This window comes from Paenibacillus sp. FSL P4-0081 (assembly GCF_000758565.1).
Lineage (GTDB): Bacteria > Bacillota > Bacilli > Paenibacillales > Paenibacillaceae > Paenibacillus_AQ > Paenibacillus_AQ phytohabitans.
In genome coordinates this window covers 7,777,971-7,798,197 of sequence record NZ_CP009280.1, presented here as the reverse complement: position 1 = coordinate 7,798,197, position 20,227 = coordinate 7,777,971, and the positions used below count along the sequence as shown (strand labels likewise).

Genomic DNA, 20,227 nt, shown 5'->3' with positions numbered 1-20,227 from the left:
GAGAAAGTTGAGAGAATACCTGCTTAATTATGCAACTTGAAGACACCATCATCCCGCAAACCCGCCAATCCAGCGAGAATCTTGTAGAAAGTACAACAATGTACGCTCAGTAGCCGCCAATCCGATGGAAATCCTGTATGAAATACAACAATATACGCCCACCACCCGCTCATCTGGTGGAAATCCTGCAAAAAATACAACAATATGCGCTCAGCACCCGCCAATCCGGCGAAAATCCTGCATTACGTACAACAATATGTCCCGGTTACCCAAACCCGGCCAACCGCCAACCTATGGTTCATTCCAATCTCGTATACGCCAAATTTAATGTCCCACAGAAGTCCCCGTTCTATCTCCACCTGAAAAACCTAAAGTCTCCAGAAATCGAGACTACCCTCCTGAGGAGGAATCGCTGCCCCGCATGTACTACCGTGCTGCTCCCCGTGCCGCTCCCCATGTACTACCCGAGCCGCCACGAGCCCCTACCCAAGCCCCTACCCAAGCCCCTACCCAAGCCCCTACCCGATCCCCTGACTCTTCAAATAGAGAATGGCGATCTGTGTCCGGTCCCGCAGACCAAGCTTGCTGAGGATATCGGTAATATAGTTTTTGACTGTGCCTTCGCTTAAGAACAGCTTCCCGGCAATCTCTTTATTGGTAAGTCCCTCTGCAATTGAGGACACTATGGTCAGCTCTGCTTTAGTCAGCCCGTAGGATTCCAGAGCCTGCCTATGGGCGGCTTCCTGACGGACAGGCGGCTGGAGGAAGCCGGCCAGTTTGCGGGCGATATCCGGATGAATGAGCATGTTGCCCTCATGTACAGTCTTGATGCCCTGAATGATCCGGTCCGGCGGAATGTTCTTGAGCAGATAACCGCTGGCTCCGTTACGCAGTGCTTCAATGATATATTCATCATCGTCGAAGGTAGTCAGCATCAGAACGGCTACGTGCGGATAAGCTTCTTTGATCAGGCGTGTGCCTTCGACGCCACCGCAGCCCGGCATCCGGATATCCATGAGTGCGACATCAGCCCCGCCGCCTGGCGCCCCCAGCAAAGCGAGCGCTTCAAAGCCATCTCCTGCCGTTCCGGCCACCTCAATCTCAGGGTCCAGCCCAACCAGCACCTTCAAGCTCTCACGGATAAAAGAGTCGTCGTCCACGATTAATACTTTAATCATCCTATGTTTAGCTCCCTCTCACTGTAAATGGGGCTCTGCCAGCCCATAACTATTACTGAAAATCCTCTCCTTGCCTGTACACAGGCAACCGGGTAATGACTGTGAACTGCGGCACTGGCCGCAGCTCAAGGGTTCCGCCGATCAGGACGGTGCGTTCCGTCATACCGGTTAGACCCATGCCTCCGCCGCTTTGCAGTTTATGCAGGACGTCTTCTTCGGGCAGCCGGCCGTTATTTCCTGCCTCCATCATGATCTCGTGATCCCTATACGATAAGGTAATCCAGACAGAGTCCGCCTTGCCGTGCCGCAGTGCATTGGTGATGGCTTCCCGGGCGTTTTTGTAGAGCACGACCTGAATGCTCGGGTAGAGCGGATAGGGAATCCCTTGCACAGTATAGGCGGTTGCAATACCGGTATCACGGCCTACCTCCTCCAGCAGCCGGTCGAGCGCATACGCACCTTCAAGCTGCGGCGTATAGTTGATCCGCTTCAGCGCAGCCCGCATATCTTCCATACTGGCCGAGAGCTGGTCCCGGACCTGATGCATCATGCCAAGGCCAGTTTCGGGAGCAGCCGGCAGCGTATGGATGGCGGCTTCGGTCATCATTTTGACCCGGATTAGCCGGTGTCCGATATCATCATGCAGCTGGCGTGCGATCCGCACCCGTTCCTCCGCTTGCGCGGCAACCTCTACCTGCGAGGTGAACTGGAGCAGACGCGAGCGTGCTTCCTCAAGCTCGAAATGCTTCTTGCGCAACTCATCGTAAAGAAACAAGGTATCTGTGCGGCCGCGCCCTGTCCGGATCAGCTGTATATTCAGTGCGGCGGCCAGCAGGAAGGTGAGGTTCGTGAACGCCTGCACAGCCGGGGCAGCATCGCGGAAGGCAACATTGAGCAGCACCAGGTGAATACAGAAGAAGGCAATTGCCGTGTTCTTACGCTGCAGCCAGGAATAGGACAGTACCGCCGACAGGGCCGGAAAAATCATCAATGTGCTGTACTGGTAACACAGCCAGGCTGTGAAGATCAGCTCAATGCCCCCGGTGAGCAGAGGGAAGGGCTGCGGCAGTTTTGTGCCAAGCGTCGCGATCAGGAGCAGCAGGAGGAAATGAAGAGTGAACTGTTCATAGTCGGCGTACTCATAGACATAGATAGACAGTACTGCAGGAATGATAATGAGACCGTAACGCAGCATATTCAGTTCTCTGGTCAATTAGGGTCATCCTTTTTTGGAATATATGAATTTATATGTCTTACGCGATAACTTATCCTTCTATCCCTTCTCAGGTATCTCCATCTTAGCATAAGAGCGCCATCGTTCAGGAGATGACTTTGGTCACCTCTGGAGGATGACCTTCTGTACCTTCGGCGGCGCCTTCGTTGCGCTACAATGAGAATACGAGAACTAAGGGAACAGGAGCGATGGCAAATGGCACTTGCGGTATTAACCGATGTGGTGAAAAGGTATGACAGCAAACTGATCGTGGACCATGTGAATTTCAGTCTGCAGGAAGGTGAAATATTCGGTCTGCTCGGCCCTAATGGTGCCGGGAAAAGCACAACAATCAGCATGATCTGCGGTCTGCTTAAGGCGGACAGCGGCGAGATTATGATCGATGGCCTGTCCGTAAGGGAGAAGCCGCTGGAGGTTAAGAAGCGTATAGGGCTTGTCCCTCAAGAGCTGGCTTTATACGAGAATATGTCGGCGGCAGAGAATGTAAGCTTCTTCGGGAAGCTGTATGGCCTGCGCGGGAAGCTGCTGAAGGAACGGATCCAGGAAGCGCTCGAATTCACAGGTCTTAGCGACCGGGCCAGGGATAAGCCGTCCACCTTCTCGGGAGGGATGAAACGGCGCCTCAATATCGCCTGTGCCATCATGCACCGGCCGCGGCTGATCATTATGGATGAGCCGACCGTCGGCATTGATCCGCAGTCCCGCAATCACATTCTGGAATCGGTCAAAACACTGAATAAGCTGGGCTCAACGATTATCTATACCAGCCACTATATGGAGGAGGTAGCGGCGGTCTGTGACCGGGTGGCAATTATGGATAAAGGTCATATTATTGCCTGCGGCACGGAAAGCGAGCTACGGGAACGGGTAGCCCATGAGGAGAAAATCGTAGTTAAGGCGGCGAATATCACTCAAGCTCTAATTAACGAGCTTCGTCAGCATCCACGGATTAGCCGGGTGGAGGTTGTGCAGGATGCTGTGGAGATGTATCTGCCTTCTTCACAAAATGAGCTGCAGGACATTCTGTTTATTTTCGCCAAGCATGAAGGGGTAATTGCCTCCCTTAACATTGAAGAGCCGGATCTGGAGACGTTGTTCCTCAGTCTGACCGGACGGACATTACGGGATTAGAGGGGGGACAGCGAGATGAATACCTGGACCATTATGAACTATGAACTGCGCAGATTGTTCCGCTCACGTTCGATGCTGCTTAATATGTTTCTGCTCCCGCTGGTGCTGATCTTTCTGCTGGGGGCTTCGCTCTCCGGGGTGGTGGGTGTGAAAGAAGCCGATGAGATCGACCCAGTACGGGTAGCTGTTGTGAATGCCGCAGGCGGAGAAGCAGGGACCTCTGCTATGATAACTGCTTTTCTGGAGGCACCGGAAGTGAAGGATCTCATCATCGCCCACAAGCCAGAGAGCCGGGAGGCGGCAGAAAGCGGGCTTCGTACAGGCAAATACGCCTATGCGGTCATTGTCCCTTCCGGCTTCGATGAAGAGGTACAGCGCGGAGAACACGCCCGGCTGGAGTTTATTCTCGGCAAGGATCATACCGATAATCTGGTGGCGGGAACGGCTTTTGACAATTTTCTTAGTACGATCAATTACAAGCAATCGGCAGCGGTAGCGCTTGGGCCGGAAGCACTTGCAGTTCCTCCGGTAACGGCAGAGACAGGGGCAGTGGTGATGGGTGATCTGAATAATGGGGGTAAAACCTATACAGCCTCCCAGTTCTACGCGGCTTCCATGCTGATGATGTTTCTTCTGTACAGCGGGCTGACGGTAACGGGCTCTCTCTTCAGTGATAAAGAGAACCATACGCTTTTTCGGATCAATTCGATGCCGGTCAAGGGCTCCCAGCTGTTTATCGGCAAAATGCTGGGGGTAGGCCTTGTCAGCATCCTTCAGTGTCTGGCGATCATTGTGCTGTCAGACTGGCTGTTCGGTGTCTACTGGGGCAACCGGCCGGGACTTCTGTTGTTGTTCTGCCTGTTGATGATCATCGCGTCCATGACGTTCTCCATTGTCATCTGCCTGTTCAGCAAAACTTCGGCCAGCGCAACGAATGTTATTAATGTTCTCGCCGTAGTGATGACCTTCGTCAGCGGTGGGATGGCTCCGCTCCCTGATTCCTGGGTGAACAGCATCGGTGCATTCACAGTCAACCATTGGGCACAGCAGGCGATTATCCGCATGATGCTCCATTCCGGTCTGAAGCAGATTCTGCCGAACTTATGGGTGATGTGTCTGATTTGTGCAGTTCTGCTGTGTGTAATGACTGTCTCATACCGGAAGGTGGGCTACCATGAATAAAATAATAACCATTGCCTGGAATATGATCCGCCGAAGCCTGGGCTCTGTCAAAGGGGTGCTGATATTTATTCTGCTGCCCAGTGTTGTGGTTGCAGGAATCATTTCGCTCACTGGGGGCGTTGGCGATGGTCCGGCGACCATATTGTACGCCAATATGGATAAGGGTGCTGCCGGAAAGCATCTGCTCTCCGAACTGGAGCAGACCGGCGATTACAAGTTTGAGCAGCGCAGGGATGAGGCGGCATTGAAGGAAGCGGCGATCGGGCAGGAGGGGGCGGCAGGGATATGGATTCCAGAGGGGTATTCAGCCGCCCTGATTGCCGGGCAGGAGCCGAAGATTAGCATCTATGAGCTTCGCGCGAGCGAGAGTTCCATTATCGTCAAGATGAAGGTCAATGCGATTGCCGGAAACATGGCTGAAGCTGCGCATGCCGTTGCTGCACTCAGCGGCGGCACGGCAGCAGATCAGCAGGCGCAGTTCGCTGCTGTGCTGAAGCAGGCGGAGCAGCATCATGTGGGAAGCATTCGTACGGATTATGATTTATACCCCCGGGAGACGCTGGGTGTGATTACCGGTCTGACGCTCATGTTCCTGATGACACTGGTGACAAGCTCCGTGTCCCTGATCAACGATGACCGCCGGGGGCGCACGATGATGCGGATGTTCAGCGCCCCGGTCCGCTCTTACGAAATTGCCCTCGGCAATTTCCTAGGCAGCTTTCTCGTAGGGATTATTCAGATCATCGTGGTGCTCTCGCTTGGGAGATGGGTGCTACGCTACGATTATGAGATGCCGATGTTTCTCTACTTCCTGGTTCTGGCCGCATTCATGCTGGTATCCATGGGCATCGCCAGCACCGTAGCGGGACTGATCCGTAATCCGCGCAATGCCGGCATGCTCAATTCGTTGATCCTTATACCCACCTGTATGCTGGGCGGCTGCTTCTGGCCGATCTCGATCATGCCGGATTATATGCAGAAGCTAGCTAATTTCACACCGCAGAAATGGGCCATCCAGGCGGTAGATATCGCCGCAACGGGCGGAGGCTGGAACGAGCTGTGGCTGCCTTTTGCCATTCTGGGCCTGATGGCGGCAGTCCTGCTGACGATTGGCTCCACCATACTGCGTCCGAATGAAGCGGGAATCAGTGGCTGAGCTTTAACATGCGTCGTGGTTTATAGCCATGTGTTTTTAGGAGGAGCCCGTCACCAAGGGTTCCTCTTTGTCTTTTTTAGGGATCCAATACAGAGTAAAGGGAGTAGAATGCATCATGGAATTCATCTTATATTTGCTGCTGATTCTGTTATTCACCAAACTGGCGGGGGAACTGTCCGTGCAGCTGGGGTAGCCTGGTGTTCTTCGCCGCCGCTGTCCTTGCAGGCTGGCTGGTTGTACCCCGGGTGATGCGCTGGCTTGCTCCGCTGCGGGTGACCGAAGCGACGATCACGGCAGCGCTGGTGATTCTGTTCGGATATGCTTATTTCGCTGAAATGATGGGGATGGCAGGCATTATCGGCGCGTTTGCCGCCGGGATTGCCAGTGCACAAACCTCCTTCAAGCATGTGGTGGAGTCCAAAGTAGAGCCGATTGCGTACTCGCTGTATGTGCCGGTCTTTTTTGTCAGCTCGGTCTCAGTGTCAGCTTTGAGGGCCTCGGCAGCCAAATCGGATTCATGGTGGTGTTGTCGCTGGTCGCCATTCTGGCCAAGCTGCTTGGCGGCGGAATAGGCGCACGCCTTACCGGCTTCAATACCCGCTCGTCACTGGTGATTGGTACAGGAATGATCTCCAGAGGCGAGGTCGCCCTGATCATTGCGGCCACGGGACTTGAGAGCGGGCTGCTGCGGAAGCAATATTTCACCGGTGTTATCATTGCCGTAATTATCACCACATTGGTGACACCGCCGCTGCTTAAGGTGGTGTTCCGGGAAGAAGAGATACAGGGGGTATGAATCCGGGTTAAGAGCAGCAGAGCAACTTGTCCATATTCTTTTTAAATAGATCTCTCGTTTCCAGGCTGTCCTCAACAGAACGGCCTTTGAATGATCAACTAAGCAAATCCCGCCAGTGAAATTAAACTGGTGGGATATTTTAATGCTTCAGGACTAAAAGCATAACATTATGCTCTATTAGATGATGATATCCATCAGTTCCCAGGCTGCTTCTACCGTGGGCAGCTCAATCGATCGCTTGGTGCCAAAATCCAACCGATAGCCATCCTCCATTTCATACTGCAAAATAAAGTAGCCCTATGCTCCTCGATCTCCGTATAGGGATCCGGAGTAGCCAAGGTAAAGTAACTGACCGCAGCATCAGAATAGACTCGGCCACAGTCAGAGGTTGAATACCCTACTTTTTTTCTGGCTCTGGAACCTTTTCTTTATTTCTAATGGATTCTATAGCTTGTGTTAGCCCTTTTAAAGAGGCGTCCAAATTATCTGATTTTTCGCCAACAGTTTGTAATACATAGCGAATCAGAATAAAGCAAAGCGTCACGGGAAAACCGACATTAGTTACTAGCGATATTAAATCTGCAACTTGCATCAGTGCTACTCCTTTCTCTTTTCTCTTTACCAATAGGGAAAAGAATTGCCACGTTCTACAACTTAGATGTAAAATATAATTAATAGAAACATATGTTCTTATTTAAGTTGTTAAATTAATCCCAAATTTCCCTATATATAGACACATTCAGTGAGGTGATATCTCGAATGGGAAAAGACACATCAATTTACGAGCGCTACAAAACCGAAATTTACCGAATAGGTTGGAGATTACAGTACAGAGCCAAAAAGATCAGAAGCCGAGAATGTTCTATTGACGACCATAATCCTAGCACACCTGACTTTACAGTAGTATCTGATGAAAAATTAATAGTTCAGCAGTTGTTTGCCACTTTAACCCCGCAAGAAAGATCACTACTGATAAAAATATATTTTCAGAACCTATCTGAGGCTGAAATTGCAAAACAATATCATATCAGTCAACAGGCGGTGAACAAATGGAAAAGAAAGATGATACAGAAATTATCTCAGACGATGAGATGATGAATTTTATTGCACGCTGCCAAGAAAAGAGACAAGGAAGCCACTTTAAAACCGATAGATCTATATAAGGAAGATATACAAAGAATAAGTCGATATATTTATTTACCGAATGAAGATGTAGTCTCTATGATTATCGTTGAGTTACTAGAAATTTTATATAAATAAGCATTTTTCATAATTCATATTTTGATTCAAAGTCATAGTTCCGGCCACAGTGGAAATTAATTGTAAACCACTCATAAGCTACGTATTAACCTTAAGAGGACCACTTCAAATGAAGCGGTCCTTTATTTCAGAAGAAGTCGAAAGAAAATAAGGTTGTAGACTGCCACAATAGGTTCGATCGTTGTGGAGAATTTATCTGTATGCAAATAGTGATGGGTAATTTCCTTAGTGTGAAGGTGGTGTATATAAGATTGGTGGCACTGCGTGGAAACCTATCTTAAATGCTTTCTTATTAAGGATATAAAATCCTTATTATGCAAAATCAACACCATTGATTTTCATGTCGGTATATTTTTTATTTTTTGGAATAAAGTGATATGATGGTTTTAGTATATATTTGCAGAGGAGGATAACATTGTGAAATGAGTGGGTTTAGGCTGTAAATTCATCTAAGTCTTGGCATACAAAGCAACGATCCTGCAAGGAGCATGTAGCAGTTGTCAACCTCTTAAGAGGCAGAACGAGAAATCTCAGGACTGTACTGTCGTGACAATATAGGGCAATCCGTCAGGTGTCGATATCCAAAGTGCGATCACAGGGAATATTTCAAGGTTCGGTTTTTCCTCCACCGGATTGACAGAAAACAAGGGAGGTCTAATATTTTTATGCGTAGTCGAAAGGTTCATTTAACATTAAGAATTATATTTGCTGCCATTCTTATTTTCCTCTTATTCCAAAGTTATGGTAACACTCTTCGAATTTTGTTAAGTTCCGAAACAACCTTAGGAAATGTGGTTACCGTTCTACCTAAAAAGGATATAACAACAATTGCTTTTCTTGCTAAAAATGACATAAAAAACGAAATCAAACTTACAGACGATGATATTCTTAGCGATATGATTAATCGACTTTCAAACTTGGAAGTCAAGGAAAAGATAAAAAGTGATCATAATTCAACAGATCAGTTTGACTCGATATGGTTAGATGTTCAGGGAACCCTAAAAATTATTCTGAATGTCTCAGAAGATAGGAATGAACTGCTTGTAATTGATCTTAACGATGAGAAAAAAATCAACCGTTGGTATTCTATCATTAACAAAGAGGATATTAATAATTTAGTAAGCACCATAATGGAAAAGAAAATAAATTGATAATTAAAAAAACCCATGTCATTTTCATGCCTGGTCGGGATTACCCCCCTAACGTGAGACAAATCAAAACACCTTCAAGAGAATGAAACCATGTCGTAAGATATGGAGATAACCTTGAAGGTGTTTTTGCGTTGGCAAATGAGTTAGCTACAGTAGAAATTATGATGGAATCCATTGAGATGAAAGAAATTAACCGGAGTTACAGTGCGGGAGGTCATGGAGCAGTTAGGCATCCGAAATGTGACTTCACTAAAGGTATGGATGAAGTGGTATCGAAAAGGTAAAATTCACCCCTGTAGCTGTAGGTAAGCAGTATAGTTAGGTCCGTAACACTCTTCAGAGTACGGAAAAATTGTGGCTTACAGTATAGCAGATAAGCAAGACACTTCCTTGGTTTTGGATACGTTAAACCAACTTCCAAAGCAGGAAACGGTGTTACTCCATAGTAACCAGGGCAGTGTCTACACCTCCTTTGGGTACAAGAGGCCGTCAAAGGAAAAGGCATTACCATGAGCATATCCCACAAGGGAGCGCCTGCTGATAATGCTCCCATTGAATCGTTTCATTCCAACGCTAAAGTCTAAAAACATTCTATCTCGAAGGGTTAACCTGCAAAACGCCTGCAATCGTTAAACAGACCGTTCGAGACTACAGTATCTATTACAACTAAATTCGAATTCAAACGAAGCTAAAAGCCAGTCGCCGATTAAATTCCGACGACTGGCTGCTTAGACTTGTAAGGTGTTTCGATCCCAGTCTCATTTACAGGGGGCAGTCTCATAATACCAGACAAGGCTTTTATTAGTTAGCATTGATCCAACCCGAAGGTGTATGAAGACGAGTAATTGTCCCATAGCCCGAAACAAATCTCCAGTTATCGGCACTATTGTTATAAGTGTATTCTAAAAATGGAAGCTGAACTTCAATTTGATCATATTGTGCGCTACTGTTTATAGCAGTGTTTACTGTTGCAAGAAATGAGAGTCCTTTATTTGCCATGAATTCGGCAGATGCTTTTTCATCTGGGAACAATGAAGAAAATACGGCGACAATTCCAGATGCAAGACTTGGTATAGTTTTCTTAAATATCAGAAGAGACAAAACTGAAGTAACTGCAGACACAGCAGAAATGAAATTAGAACTATTTGGTACCTTGATACCATGCTGAATAATAGCATTTTGTTCAGTAAGCGCTTGGGACACTTGAGATTTGGTCATCACAACAACCTGCGTATACTCATTTGTATAAACGGACATTTAAATTCCTCCTGTTTTGTATTTAGCCTAGCAGGGCGTTCTCGGCTAAACACTTCATTTAGTTAAGGTAAGAAAAGTGCCCTTTACTTTCCTCCTCACCTATTAGGGAGATTTTGAATATCACTTAACAACCAAGGTAGAAACATTAAATAATTTATGTGTTGAAACTTCTGTACTTTCGTCGTCTTCTCTATACAGAAGAAGAGAAGATTTGATCGCATTCTACCGTTCCTTACGGCAAAAAACTCGTTATCTTCTATAAAATGAAAAAATGAGCGATTCAATAATGCAGCAAATGTTCGACGATTTTATTCAACAACTAGATCAGACAGGAATAGCCGATTGGACGATTGCAAATTACAAGGCAACTGCTTCCCTGGTTGCTAGGGACATTAGTAAAATGAGAGAAGAGTTACTTTTAAAACTTTTTTCAGCAAAAGGGATATTAGTAGAATCAGTTAAAGCCGCTGCCCACAGTTCCCTTGCTTTTTTATTGTGCTCCTTCGGTACGGGCGATGAGATTTCCTTAAGTCTGCTTATCGGCAAAAAACTGCTGTTCTTCGCCGTTGCCGTCCTCGCCGGCTGGCTGTACCCCGGGTTATGTGATGGAGTCCAAAGTAGAGCCGATTGCGTACTCGCTGTATGTGCCGGTCTTTTTTGTCAGCATCGGTCTCAGTGTCAGCTTTGAGGGCCTCGGCAGCCAGCTTGGATTCATGGTGGTGCTGTCACTGGTCGCTATTCTGGCTAAGCTGCTTGGCGGCGGAATCGGCGCACGCCTTACCGGCTTCAATACCCGCTCATCACTGGTCATTGGTACGGGAATGATCTCCAGAGGCGAGGTCGTCCTGATCATTGCAGCCACGGGGCTTGAGAGCGGGCTGCTGCTGCCGCAATATTTCACCGGCGTTATCATTGCTGTAAGTATTACCACACTGGTGACACCGCCGCTGCTAAAGAGTATGTTCCGGGAAGAAGTGGTACGGAATTCGCTTTAATTGCTATGCGGCGATACCAGGTTATTCTTTAACAGGCTGTCCTCTACAGGGCAGCTTTTTTGCGTTGTACCTCTAGAAGGAGCCGCCACCCGCCTTAAGACCGAGAACGAAACCCTCCGCCGGACCGTTTTGGCATCAGCCCAAAGCTTCTACACTTAAGCAAGAATCTGCAGCTCATACATAAGAGAACAGACATAAAGAGTCCAATACATTTGATGAAATGGAAGGGGTAAAAGAAATGACATGGCTTACGAAATGGTCGTTTGGCAATAAGGGGGCAGTCGGGCTTCTGGTGGTTATGGCGCTTGTGGTCGGTATCATGAGTTATACCTCGCTGCCGATGGAATTCATGCCGGAGGCAGATAATCCTCAGGTGACCGTTGCGGTTCTGGGTCCTGGCCAGGATGCGCATGCGATGGAGACGCAAGTGACGAAGCCGATTGAGGCTGCGACCTCACTGGTGAAAGGCAAGACGGAGCAGATGTCCACTTCCGCTGACGGCTATGCCAAGGTGGATATTTATTTTGACGGCAAAACCAATATGAAAGAAGCGGCGCAGGAGGTTGAGAAGGCAGTTCATGCCCTGCAATTCCCGCAAGGTGTGATGGACCCGTTCATCATTCAGCTGAATACCTCGATGATTCCTGTGTCGCAGGTCACTGTAGCGTTCGATGAAGGGCTCACCAAGGAGAATCTGGAGATTGCCGAGAACAAGATCCTTCCCGAGATGCAGAAAATTGATGGTGTAGCGAGCGTAGCCCTCTACGGCAAAACTTCTCCGCAGGTCCGGGTGAAGCTTGATCCGGCAGCCATGGCGGCGAAGGGAGTAAACACGGCGCAGGTCATGGGATTGCTTCAGGGCCGAAGCGTATCGGCATCTGTGGGTGAGCAGACGATTGGCGGCCAGACGGGCAATGTGAACGTGGTTTCATCCATTGAGAGCGTCGATACGCTTCAAAAGCTGCCGGTGGCAGCGGGAGTAACACTAGGAGATATTGCTGCTGTCGAGCCCAAGCTGGACCAAGAGAGTGTGAGCCGCTCGAACGGCAAGGATGTACTATTCCTCATTATCACCAAAGAAGCAAGTGCCAACGCGGTGGATGTGGGCGACAAGGTGCGCAGTACAGCAGAGGAGCTTAGCGCCAGCGTCAAAAATGCCGAGGTATCCATGATCTTCAGCACTTCGGATATGGTCGTGACCTCGGTAAACAGCATGCTGCGTGAGGTGCTGCTCGGTGCTTTATTCGCCACGATTGTGATCCTGATCTTCCTCCGCAATGTACGGGCAACGCTGATTACGGCTATCTCCATTCCGTTATCACTGGCGGTTACCTTGTACCTGCTGAAGGTGTCCGGGATCACGCTGAATATAGTTACGCTGGGCGGCGTTGCCGTTGCGGTTGGACGGCTGGTCGATGACAGTATCGTGGTGATCGAGAACATCTACCGGCGGATGCAAAAAGAACGCTTGTCCCGCGAAATGGTAGTCAGCGCAACTGGAGAGGTCGCCCGGGCGATTACTACCTCTACGATTGCCACGGTAGCAGTATTCCTGCCGATGGGGCTGCTGCGCGGCGGGCTGCAAGCCTTCCTGCTGCCGTTTGCCCTGACCGTCACTTACTCGCTGCTGACCTCGCTTATAGTTGCCTTAACGGTAGTACCGCTGCTCAGCTCCTTGCTGCTGAAGGGCTCCTCCTTGAAGGAGCATGAGCCTTCCCGCAAGTTCAGCCGCTTCCTGGAGTGGAATCTGCAGCGGAAGTGGATTACGTTATCACTCGGACTGCTGCTGCTTGTGGGGTCCATTGGCGCCTATGTCACGATGCCCAAAGGGGCGCTCGATGCTACAGATGCCAGCACGGTAACCGTTCAGCTGGTCTATCCGAATAATGTTCCGGTATCAGAGGTGCTGGAGAACGGCAAGCAGCTGGAAGCTGAACTGATGAAGCAGCCGCAGGCGGAGATCGTCATTATGCAATCTGGTAATAGCGCAGATTCGGCACAATGGGGCAGTGTGGTGTCGCTGACCCAAGTGGATTATACCGTCATGATGAAGGAAGATGCAGATGCGCAGGTATTCATGGACCATATCCGCAGCTTGCAGTCTTCCTATGACGGAGCAGCATTGACCGTGGGAGCAGCCAGCATGATGGGCTCCAGCTCAACCAATGAATACATTGATATTGTGGGCGATGATCTTCAAGCCATTAATGCGGTTGCCAAGGAAGTCGCTGCCAAAGTGAAAACGATCGAAGGCGTAGGGAAAGTAGCCAGCAACATGGAGGATACCAAGCCGGTGTTTGCGTTCAAAGTAGATCCGGCTGTGGCGAATGCCCAGGAAATCTCCATGCAGCTTAGTGCGATGCTGAATCCGGTTCCGCTGGGCCAGATCGAGCTGGATGGTTCCCCTGCCTCAGTAGTGCTGGAGCCAGTGGTTCAGCCTGCATCGCAGGAGGAACTGCAGAAGATTATGCTTATGACATCCGCCGGCCCGCAGCCGCTGTCACAGGTGGCAGAGCTTACGGTCACTGACCAGCCGGCAATGCTGTATCATAAAGACGGCAAGCCTTATGTACGGATTACCGCAGAGGCAGATCCGAAGAGGGTCTCGGAGATCGGTGCAGATATTAAAGCAGCGACTGACAGCATTACCTTGCCAGAGGGAGTAACCCTGTTCGCAGGTGGTGCCTCGGCCGATCAGGCCGGAGATTTCAGTGATCTGGGCATCACCGCATTGATCTCAATTGGTCTGGTATACCTGATCATGGTATTGACCTTCAAGACGCTGCGTGCGCCCCTGGCGATCATGTTCTCCCTGCCGCTCGCAGCAATCGGGGCCATCGTAGCCCTGCTGATCTCGGGTGTGACCCCTGACTTCACCGCATTGTTCGGCGCATTAATGCTCATCGGCATCGTGGTCACCAATGCGATCGTGCTGATCGACCGCATTAAGCATAATGAGGAGCATATGACGGTCCGCGAAGCCATTCTGGAGGCAGCCGGCACGCGGATGCGTCCGATTCTGATGACAGCCATTGCTACCGTCTGCGCCATGCTGCCGCTCCTGTTCGGGCAGTCCGAGCAGGGAAGCATCGTCTCGCAGAGTCTGGCCATTGTAGTTATCGGCGGCCTGACTGCGGCAACCCTGTTAACTCTGATCGTAGTTCCGGCAATCTATGAGCTGCTCTATTTCCGCAAATCGGCCAAAGAACGCAAGCAGCCTGCCGCAGCCGGAACTGTGGCGTCAACGGATCTGCCCAGCTGATTGGGGAAGTAGCTGCAAGAAGAAGGGAACGGGATGGAATAGCTGGAAGTAGAAGTTGATGAAAGTAGTAGTGGAAAGTAGTAGTTATTGGGACAGCAATGGCAGTTGGCAGCAGTAGTGAGAGCATAAATGAGAGCAGTGCGGAAATGTCCGCACTGCTCTTCGCCGTCTGCGGGACGGCGGTCATGGAGCCTTCTTCGTCAGCTTCTTCCAAACTAGGCCGCACTTGAGACCGCAGGCAAGCAAGTAACTGATCCTGCGCTGGTGGAACCAGACCAGAGAAGCCTTCATTTTGCATACCGGATTTGTTGCTGGCAGGGTTGAGAATCTCAAGTTCACACTCGTAGGCAAAAATGTTGTACGTATTACAACTTTGACTTAAGGATACACGGGTGTTTAGGAAGATTGTTGTATGAAATGCAAAAATTGTTCCGCTAAGGCGCCTGGATGAGTGGGATTGTTGTCTTTTGTACAACAATTTTGGATTACGGCCGTTTGTATGAGGGAATTGTTGTATTTTGGGCAGGATTTTCGAGAAATACGATAGTTGCAGCCGGATATTATGCTTGAGTTGCAGGTGGTTCCGTTACGAGACCTCCACTTAAGTTCTAACTAAGTTCAATCTAAGCTCAATCTAAGCGCTAACTGTGATTTAAACAACTAAACCGGGGCTATTATTGCGCATGAGGCGTATAGAGATAGTAGTTACTATTTTTTAATGCATAGAAGATAAGATTTAAATTTGTGAGAGGATATTCTCAATGGCTGTAGTGGAAATTCCGGCACTTGAAGAAGTAATCAGTCTGTTCCCCCTGGAGGGACAGGCCAGTTCAGCGCTGATTGATTCCGTTAATGATGAGGGGACCATCCGGGCGAGAGCAGCGACGGAGCTGGGCGAACTGCTGATGATCTCCAGCGGTCCGGAAGAGCGGGGGCACCTGAATGTCTCCACCATTGACGGTGTGGAAGGGGATCAGACCTATCAGGCGGATTACTCCATCGTGTATAGGGAGGATAATCAAAACTCCCTATTGAACTGGTTGCTAACACTTTCAGTTTTAAAAGGTAGGTTTCTTTTTTGCAGTATTCAGGTATTCCGGTCTTCGGGCATTTATGTGATTAAAGGTGTTAAACCGATTCCCGCTTAAACAGCGGAGCGGACGGAACGATTGTGGAGAAGCGTTAGCGGTCGCCTTTGTGTCCGGATTTTCACCGATAAGGTAAAATCAAAAAAATCTGGACACAACAGCGATTGGAACAACGTTCCGTTTGCGGAGCGTCCATCAATGAACTACCACTGATCCTACTCCAAAACTAGACTTTTTATAACTTAACGGACGTTCAATTCCCCGTACTCTCATACTTAGACAATCCATACCGGAAGATACCATAAGCCGCAGCCGCGCTTCCTATTGCCGCAACAGGGGCGAGCAGCCACCAGCCGGACCATCCGCTTTTGCCGAAAATATAGGTTGCCGGATAAAAGCTGATGAACGCATAGGGCAGCACAGTAGAAATAAAGATGCGGATCGCCTGCGGAAACAGGGTAATCGGATATTTGGCCAGATCGGACAGGTTATGCACCATCAGCGGAAAGGCATTGCCCGCATTGCGGATCCAGAAGGCGGCGGAATTCCCCGCGAGGTTGATCGATACCCGGATGATAACCGCAGTAATAAACAGCAGGATCAGGATGGCGGCTTTGCCCAGCGTCCAGTGAACCGGGCTATGCACGAGCGACTGCCAGACGATCACTCCGCCAATCAGCAGATTACCGAGTCCGTTGATGCCGATCCCGGTGCAGAACACTTGAAGTACAACGGGCACCGGCCGCAGCAAATAACGGTCCAGCTCGCCCATGTTGACCAGCCGCCCGAGGCGCCAGGTGCCTTCGAAGAACAAAGAGCCGATGCCCTCCGTCAGAAAGATCATGGCGTACATAAACGTAACTTCCCAGAACTTCCAGCCGTTAATATCCGGAATCCGGTCATAGATCACCCAGAGGAAGACAAACCCCAGAATCTGTGTCAAGGCGGCAGAGCACATCAAAATATAGAAGTCCTTATTATATTCCAAAATCGCTTTAAGCTGCTGCACATACAGCCGTTTGTAGAGGTAGAGCATTTGGGACATTTTCATTCTGCGGCCTCCTCCTGCCTTAGCCTCCATGGATGGTCACCTGGCGTACCGCCCAGTTCCACATTGCCTTGCCGGCAATCCAGAGTGCTGCCCCCCAGAAAAGTTGAATACCGATCAGCCGCAGACTCTCCCCGGTATCTGCCTGCTGCAGAAAAATCATCGACGGCGTGTGGATGATGGCCTGGAAGGGCAGCAGGAGCGCCAGCTTTTCCAGCCAGTCCGGGAAGAAGGCCAGGGGCACCAAAGCTCCGGACAGGAGATTGGTCAGAGCAATCCGTGTCCAGACGATGCCCATCGATCCGGTGGACCAGAAGCATAAAAGTGCCGCCAGATAGACAACGCCGAATTTCACCACGATTGCACCGAGCAGACTGACTGCGAACAAGATATAGACAGAGAGCGAACCCGGAAAGGTGACTCCGGTCAGGAAGGTGGCGAACAGGATCAGCAGGACCGTACTCATGCCGCCTTCAAGCAGGCTCGAGCCCAAGGTTTCCGCGAATCTTGCGGTCTGGAAATCGATCGGCTTAAGCAGGTCTACGGCGACGCTGCCGTCAAGGATTTTGCCGGAAATGGCCGATTCCGAATACCAGGACAACACAGAGTTAGCCAGGAAGGTAACCAGCAGATAGGTTTTCATCTGGTCCCAGGTATAGCCGCCTACCACCTCCCGCCCGCTGTAAATGCCCTGCCACAGAAAGTAAATGGCCAGCAGATTGATAGAGTTCGCCAGAAAGGTAATGATGTAAGAAATCCGGTAGGCCAAAACCCGTTGCAGGGAGCGGTTCGCGATACTTCTGTACATTTTAAACTGGGCAGCAGTCATCATCGTGTGTAAACCTCCTTATTCCCCGGTTCCGGTCAGATCCAGCTTGCCGTCATAGACGGCCTTGATGACCTGCTCAATATTAGTATCTTCCATTCGGAAGTCGACAACTTCGCCATATCTCATCACCCGGCCCACCACTTCACTGGCGGTATATTCGTACCGGTCAAAAGAGACCGAAAATTCCTGCGCGCTCTGCTGCGCAAGCTTCATTCCCGGTGTCTGCGCAAGCTGCGCGTACAACTCCGGCATCGGCGATCCGACCTGAAAGAAGATGACACGGTTTTTGGCAAAACGGGCCTTCACCTCGCTCAGGCTGCCGTCATAAATAATCGCCCCATGGTCGATGATAATCAGCCGTTTGCACAGATCCTCAATATCCCCCAGATCATGGGTGGTCAGCATCACCGTAGTGTTCTGCTCCTGGTTGATCTGTTTGATGAACTCGCGGATTTTCTGCTTCACGGATACGTCGAGGCCAATGGTCGGCTCATCCAGATACAGAATCGGCGGGTTATGCAGCAGGGCTGCGGCCAGATCGGCGCGCATCCGCTGACCCAGGGAGAGCTTCCGGGCAGAGAGATGGATGAACTCGCTCATTCCCAGCATTTCAGTGAACAGCTCCATATTCGTCTTGTAGACGGCGCCAGGAATCTGATAAATATCCTTCAGCAGCGAGAAAGACTCCACAATCGGGATATCCCACCACAGCTGGGTACGCTGGCCGAACACGGCACCAATCTGGGCGGCATTGTCCATTCTTTTTTTGTACGGATTGATACCGTTTACAGAAACAGTGCCGGCTGAGGGCATGAGGATTCCTGTCAGCATCTTGATGGTGGTCGATTTGCCTGCACCGTTCGGGCCCACGTAGGCCACCGTCTCGCCTGCCTCTACACTCAAATCCAGCGGCTTAACCGCCACCTTCTCAATATGCCGGGGGAGGAAGAGGTGCTTAACCGCTCCCCCCAGGCCCGGCTCCTTCACTGCCTGCATAAATGACTTGCTCAGCCCTCTGGCTTCAATAATACTCAAGGCTAACCCTCCTGAAAGTTACTTTGAAAGCGCGTTCGCTTTATCGCAGCATATAAATTTCTGAATCCTAATCTATGTAAAAGACGTATGAATAAATATATCACTGCGGCAATGTCGAAAACTATCATAATCCATCGAATGAATATATTTATTTAGATTATTATGGCGAATGATGCTGCAAAAAAGCGGCTACCCTGGTTAACTAGACTAACCGGGATTTGCCGCTTCGTTCGAGAATGGCTTTGAGGAGTAACCCTATTAATAGTGGCAGCAACAGCTGAACTTCCAGTCTCCAGTCTACAGCGTACAGGTCTACAAGGTTGATCTGCTTCAATAGAACATAGACCACGTTGTACATCAGGAAGGAGCAGCTGACCGTGAGCAGCGGGATTAGGGCCAGATTGCTTTTGGAGCGGAGCAGCCTGTAACCCAGGAAGATCATTAGTGTATGGCTTATCATGATCGCCAGTGCATAATTACTGCCGAAGCGCATGAATGATACCATAGCGGTTGCCAGATTCAGGAGTGCCGAGATATAGCCGATGCGAAGCATGTAGAACCTCCTTGCTCAAACGGTACGGTCCTTATCCTTATTTCAAGACAACATAGCCGTTTTCACTTGTGATTTTTGACTGCAGATTTTTCTATTTTACAGCGCTTGCAGGTTCATTTACAGGTCCAATGCTGAATGTTTTTTATTCCGTGATTGTATGTTATAATACTTTCTTTTAAAATCGGTTATATAGGAAATGGTAAAAATGGAGGAGGATCGTCGTGAGAATCTTTGATCAATCGAGAGCATGGAGCGTGCCCGGAGATTTGGAAGCACAGCAGCTTGAAGCTTTCCGGCCGCTTGACGCAGAGCAAATCGAATTACATAGCGGGCAGTCCGGGGTTTCTTTTCCAGAAGAATCGAAGGAGCATATCTATCACAGAGCCATGATATCTTCCATCCGCAGTGAAATGAATAAATTAAGCCAGCTGCTCTCTATTCCTTATGTTGTATTCCTGACGGACAAGGCGGGTACCATTCTGGAGCTGGTCTGTTCTTCTCCGGTTACCCGGGATGAGATGGAACAGGCGGAGCTGCGTCCGGGGGTTAGCTTATGCAGGCAGCGCTCGGGCATGAATGCCGTATCCTTGGCCATGGAGATGAATTGCATCGGGGTAGTGAGGGGGGTGGAACATTCCGACCAGGCCTTCCAGAACTGGAACTGTGTGTGTGCTCCGCTGCAGAATGAGGATACCGTCTTCGGATATGTGGACATTTCTTTTAATAGAGGAGAACCGATTGAATTCGCGATTCCGTTCGTGCAGCAGATTGCCGAGAATATTATGGAGAAGTGGATGGAGAAGAACCCGGAGATGCAGCAATACCGCCTGGAAGCCACTTTACAGGAATATAAGCTGACAGCGCGGGAGCAGGATGTAGCACGGCTATGGTTACTTGAGAAAAGCGCGCTGCACATCGGGAGTGATCTGGGCATCAGTGAAGGCACGGTTCGGAATATGCTGAAGAGTATTTACAGTAAAATGCGGGTGAATGACCGCTTCCAGTTCGTCAAACGGCTTACGCCATAGAAGGCGCGCAAAGCCTATATATACATAAGAATAGCCGGGCAGTG

The 20,227-nt window shown here is 49.7% G+C and carries 16 protein-coding genes and 3 pseudogenes; 11 read left to right on the top strand and 8 right to left on the bottom strand.

All coding sequences use genetic code 11. From position 1 onward, the window contains the following. Nucleotides 1-518: 518 nt before the first annotated feature. Together P40081_RS33285 and P40081_RS33280 are read right to left on the bottom strand one after the other, a co-directional pair. Complete coding sequence (locus P40081_RS33285) at nt 519-1,178, bottom strand: response regulator transcription factor (RefSeq protein ID WP_042140200.1); 660 nt, start codon at nt 1,176-1,178, stop codon at nt 519-521. Nucleotides 1,179-1,230: 52 nt separating this feature from the next. Then, nucleotides 1,231-2,391 (bottom strand): sensor histidine kinase, encoded by a 1,161-nt coding sequence (locus P40081_RS33280; protein ID WP_042140199.1) that lies wholly within the window; start codon nt 2,389-2,391, stop codon nt 1,231-1,233. Between the two features lie 216 nt (nt 2,392-2,607). On the opposite strand from P40081_RS33280, the gene P40081_RS33275 reads away from it, so the two are divergent. The 4 genes and pseudogenes from P40081_RS33275 to P40081_RS38070 all read left to right on the top strand — a co-directional run. After that, nucleotides 2,608-3,543 (top strand): ABC transporter ATP-binding protein, encoded by a 936-nt coding sequence (locus P40081_RS33275; protein ID WP_042140198.1) that lies wholly within the window; start codon nt 2,608-2,610, stop codon nt 3,541-3,543. Between the two features lie 15 nt (nt 3,544-3,558). Next, a complete protein-coding gene (locus P40081_RS33270; protein ID WP_042140197.1) occupies nt 3,559-4,725 on the top strand; it encodes an ABC transporter permease in 1,167 nt (388 codons plus the stop codon). Beyond that, nucleotides 4,718-5,881 (top strand): ABC transporter permease, encoded by a 1,164-nt coding sequence (locus tag P40081_RS33265; protein ID WP_042140196.1) that lies wholly within the window; start codon nt 4,718-4,720, stop codon nt 5,879-5,881. Before P40081_RS33270 ends, P40081_RS33265 begins: the two co-directional genes overlap by 8 nt. A 194-nt stretch (nt 5,882-6,075) precedes the next feature. Continuing rightward, a pseudogene (locus P40081_RS38070) lies at nt 6,076-6,677 on the top strand (cation:proton antiporter); the annotation flags it as partial. Nucleotides 6,678-7,074: 397 nt separating this feature from the next. Here P40081_RS38070 and P40081_RS33255 read toward each other — a convergent pair. Beyond that, the gene (locus P40081_RS33255; protein WP_042140195.1) at nt 7,075-7,269 is read right to left on the bottom strand and encodes a hypothetical protein; all 195 of its coding nucleotides are present in this window, start codon (nt 7,267-7,269) and stop codon (nt 7,075-7,077) included. A 167-nt stretch (nt 7,270-7,436) separates the two neighbouring features. Here P40081_RS33255 and P40081_RS33250 point away from each other — a divergent pair, with 167 nt between their 5' ends. The 3 genes and pseudogenes from P40081_RS33250 to P40081_RS39625 form a co-directional block, all read left to right on the top strand. Beyond that, nucleotides 7,437-7,772: an RNA polymerase sigma factor gene (locus P40081_RS33250; RefSeq protein ID WP_042140194.1), complete on the top strand. Its 336-nt coding sequence runs from the start codon at nt 7,437-7,439 to the stop codon at nt 7,770-7,772. An 830-nt stretch (nt 7,773-8,602) separates the two neighbouring features. Then, nucleotides 8,603-9,088 (top strand): hypothetical protein, encoded by a 486-nt coding sequence (locus P40081_RS33245; protein ID WP_042140193.1) that lies wholly within the window; start codon nt 8,603-8,605, stop codon nt 9,086-9,088. Nucleotides 9,089-9,454: 366 nt separating this feature from the next. Then, nucleotides 9,455-9,755: pseudogene (locus P40081_RS39625) on the top strand (IS3 family transposase); the annotation flags it as partial. Between the two features lie 134 nt (nt 9,756-9,889). Here the strand turns inward: P40081_RS39625 and P40081_RS33240 are convergent. Beyond that, nucleotides 9,890-10,345 carry a hypothetical protein gene (locus P40081_RS33240; RefSeq protein ID WP_042140192.1) on the bottom strand — a complete coding sequence of 152 codons (456 nt, stop codon included), beginning with the start codon at nt 10,343-10,345 and terminating at the stop codon, nt 9,890-9,892. Nucleotides 10,346-10,826: 481 nt separating this feature from the next. Between P40081_RS33240 and P40081_RS38065 the strand changes: the two are divergent. The 3 genes and pseudogenes from P40081_RS38065 to P40081_RS33220 form a co-directional block, all read left to right on the top strand. Continuing rightward, nucleotides 10,827-11,340, top strand: a pseudogene (locus P40081_RS38065) (cation:proton antiporter); the annotation flags it as partial. Nucleotides 11,341-11,578: 238 nt separating this feature from the next. Next, a complete protein-coding gene (locus P40081_RS33225; RefSeq protein WP_042140189.1) occupies nt 11,579-14,602 on the top strand; it encodes an efflux RND transporter permease subunit in 3,024 nt (1,007 codons plus the stop codon). A gap of 761 nt (nt 14,603-15,363) precedes the next feature. Then, nucleotides 15,364-15,750: a hypothetical protein gene (locus tag P40081_RS33220; protein WP_042140188.1), complete on the top strand. Its 387-nt coding sequence runs from the start codon at nt 15,364-15,366 to the stop codon at nt 15,748-15,750. A 193-nt stretch (nt 15,751-15,943) separates the two neighbouring features. Here P40081_RS33220 and P40081_RS33215 read toward each other — a convergent pair whose 3' ends face one another. The 4 genes from P40081_RS33215 to P40081_RS33200 form a co-directional block, all read right to left on the bottom strand. After that, on the bottom strand, nt 15,944-16,741 hold the full coding sequence (locus P40081_RS33215) for an ABC transporter permease (RefSeq protein WP_042140187.1): 798 nt from the start codon (nt 16,739-16,741) through the stop codon (nt 15,944-15,946). A 19-nt stretch (nt 16,742-16,760) separates the two neighbouring features. Beyond that, a complete protein-coding gene (locus P40081_RS33210) occupies nt 16,761-17,570 on the bottom strand; it encodes an ABC transporter permease (protein ID WP_231575239.1) in 810 nt (269 codons plus the stop codon). A 15-nt stretch (nt 17,571-17,585) separates the two neighbouring features. Continuing rightward, nucleotides 17,586-18,602 carry an ABC transporter ATP-binding protein gene (locus tag P40081_RS33205; RefSeq protein ID WP_042140186.1) on the bottom strand — a complete coding sequence of 339 codons (1,017 nt, stop codon included), beginning with the start codon at nt 18,600-18,602 and terminating at the stop codon, nt 17,586-17,588. Nucleotides 18,603-18,804: 202 nt separating this feature from the next. Then, complete coding sequence (locus P40081_RS33200; RefSeq protein ID WP_042140185.1) at nt 18,805-19,155, bottom strand: hypothetical protein; 351 nt, start codon at nt 19,153-19,155, stop codon at nt 18,805-18,807. A gap of 221 nt (nt 19,156-19,376) precedes the next feature. On the opposite strand from P40081_RS33200, the gene P40081_RS33195 reads away from it, so the two are divergent. After that, nucleotides 19,377-20,183, top strand: coding sequence for a helix-turn-helix domain-containing protein (locus P40081_RS33195; protein ID WP_042140184.1), 807 nt, complete (start codon nt 19,377-19,379; stop codon nt 20,181-20,183). Nucleotides 20,184-20,227 lie beyond the last annotated feature (44 nt).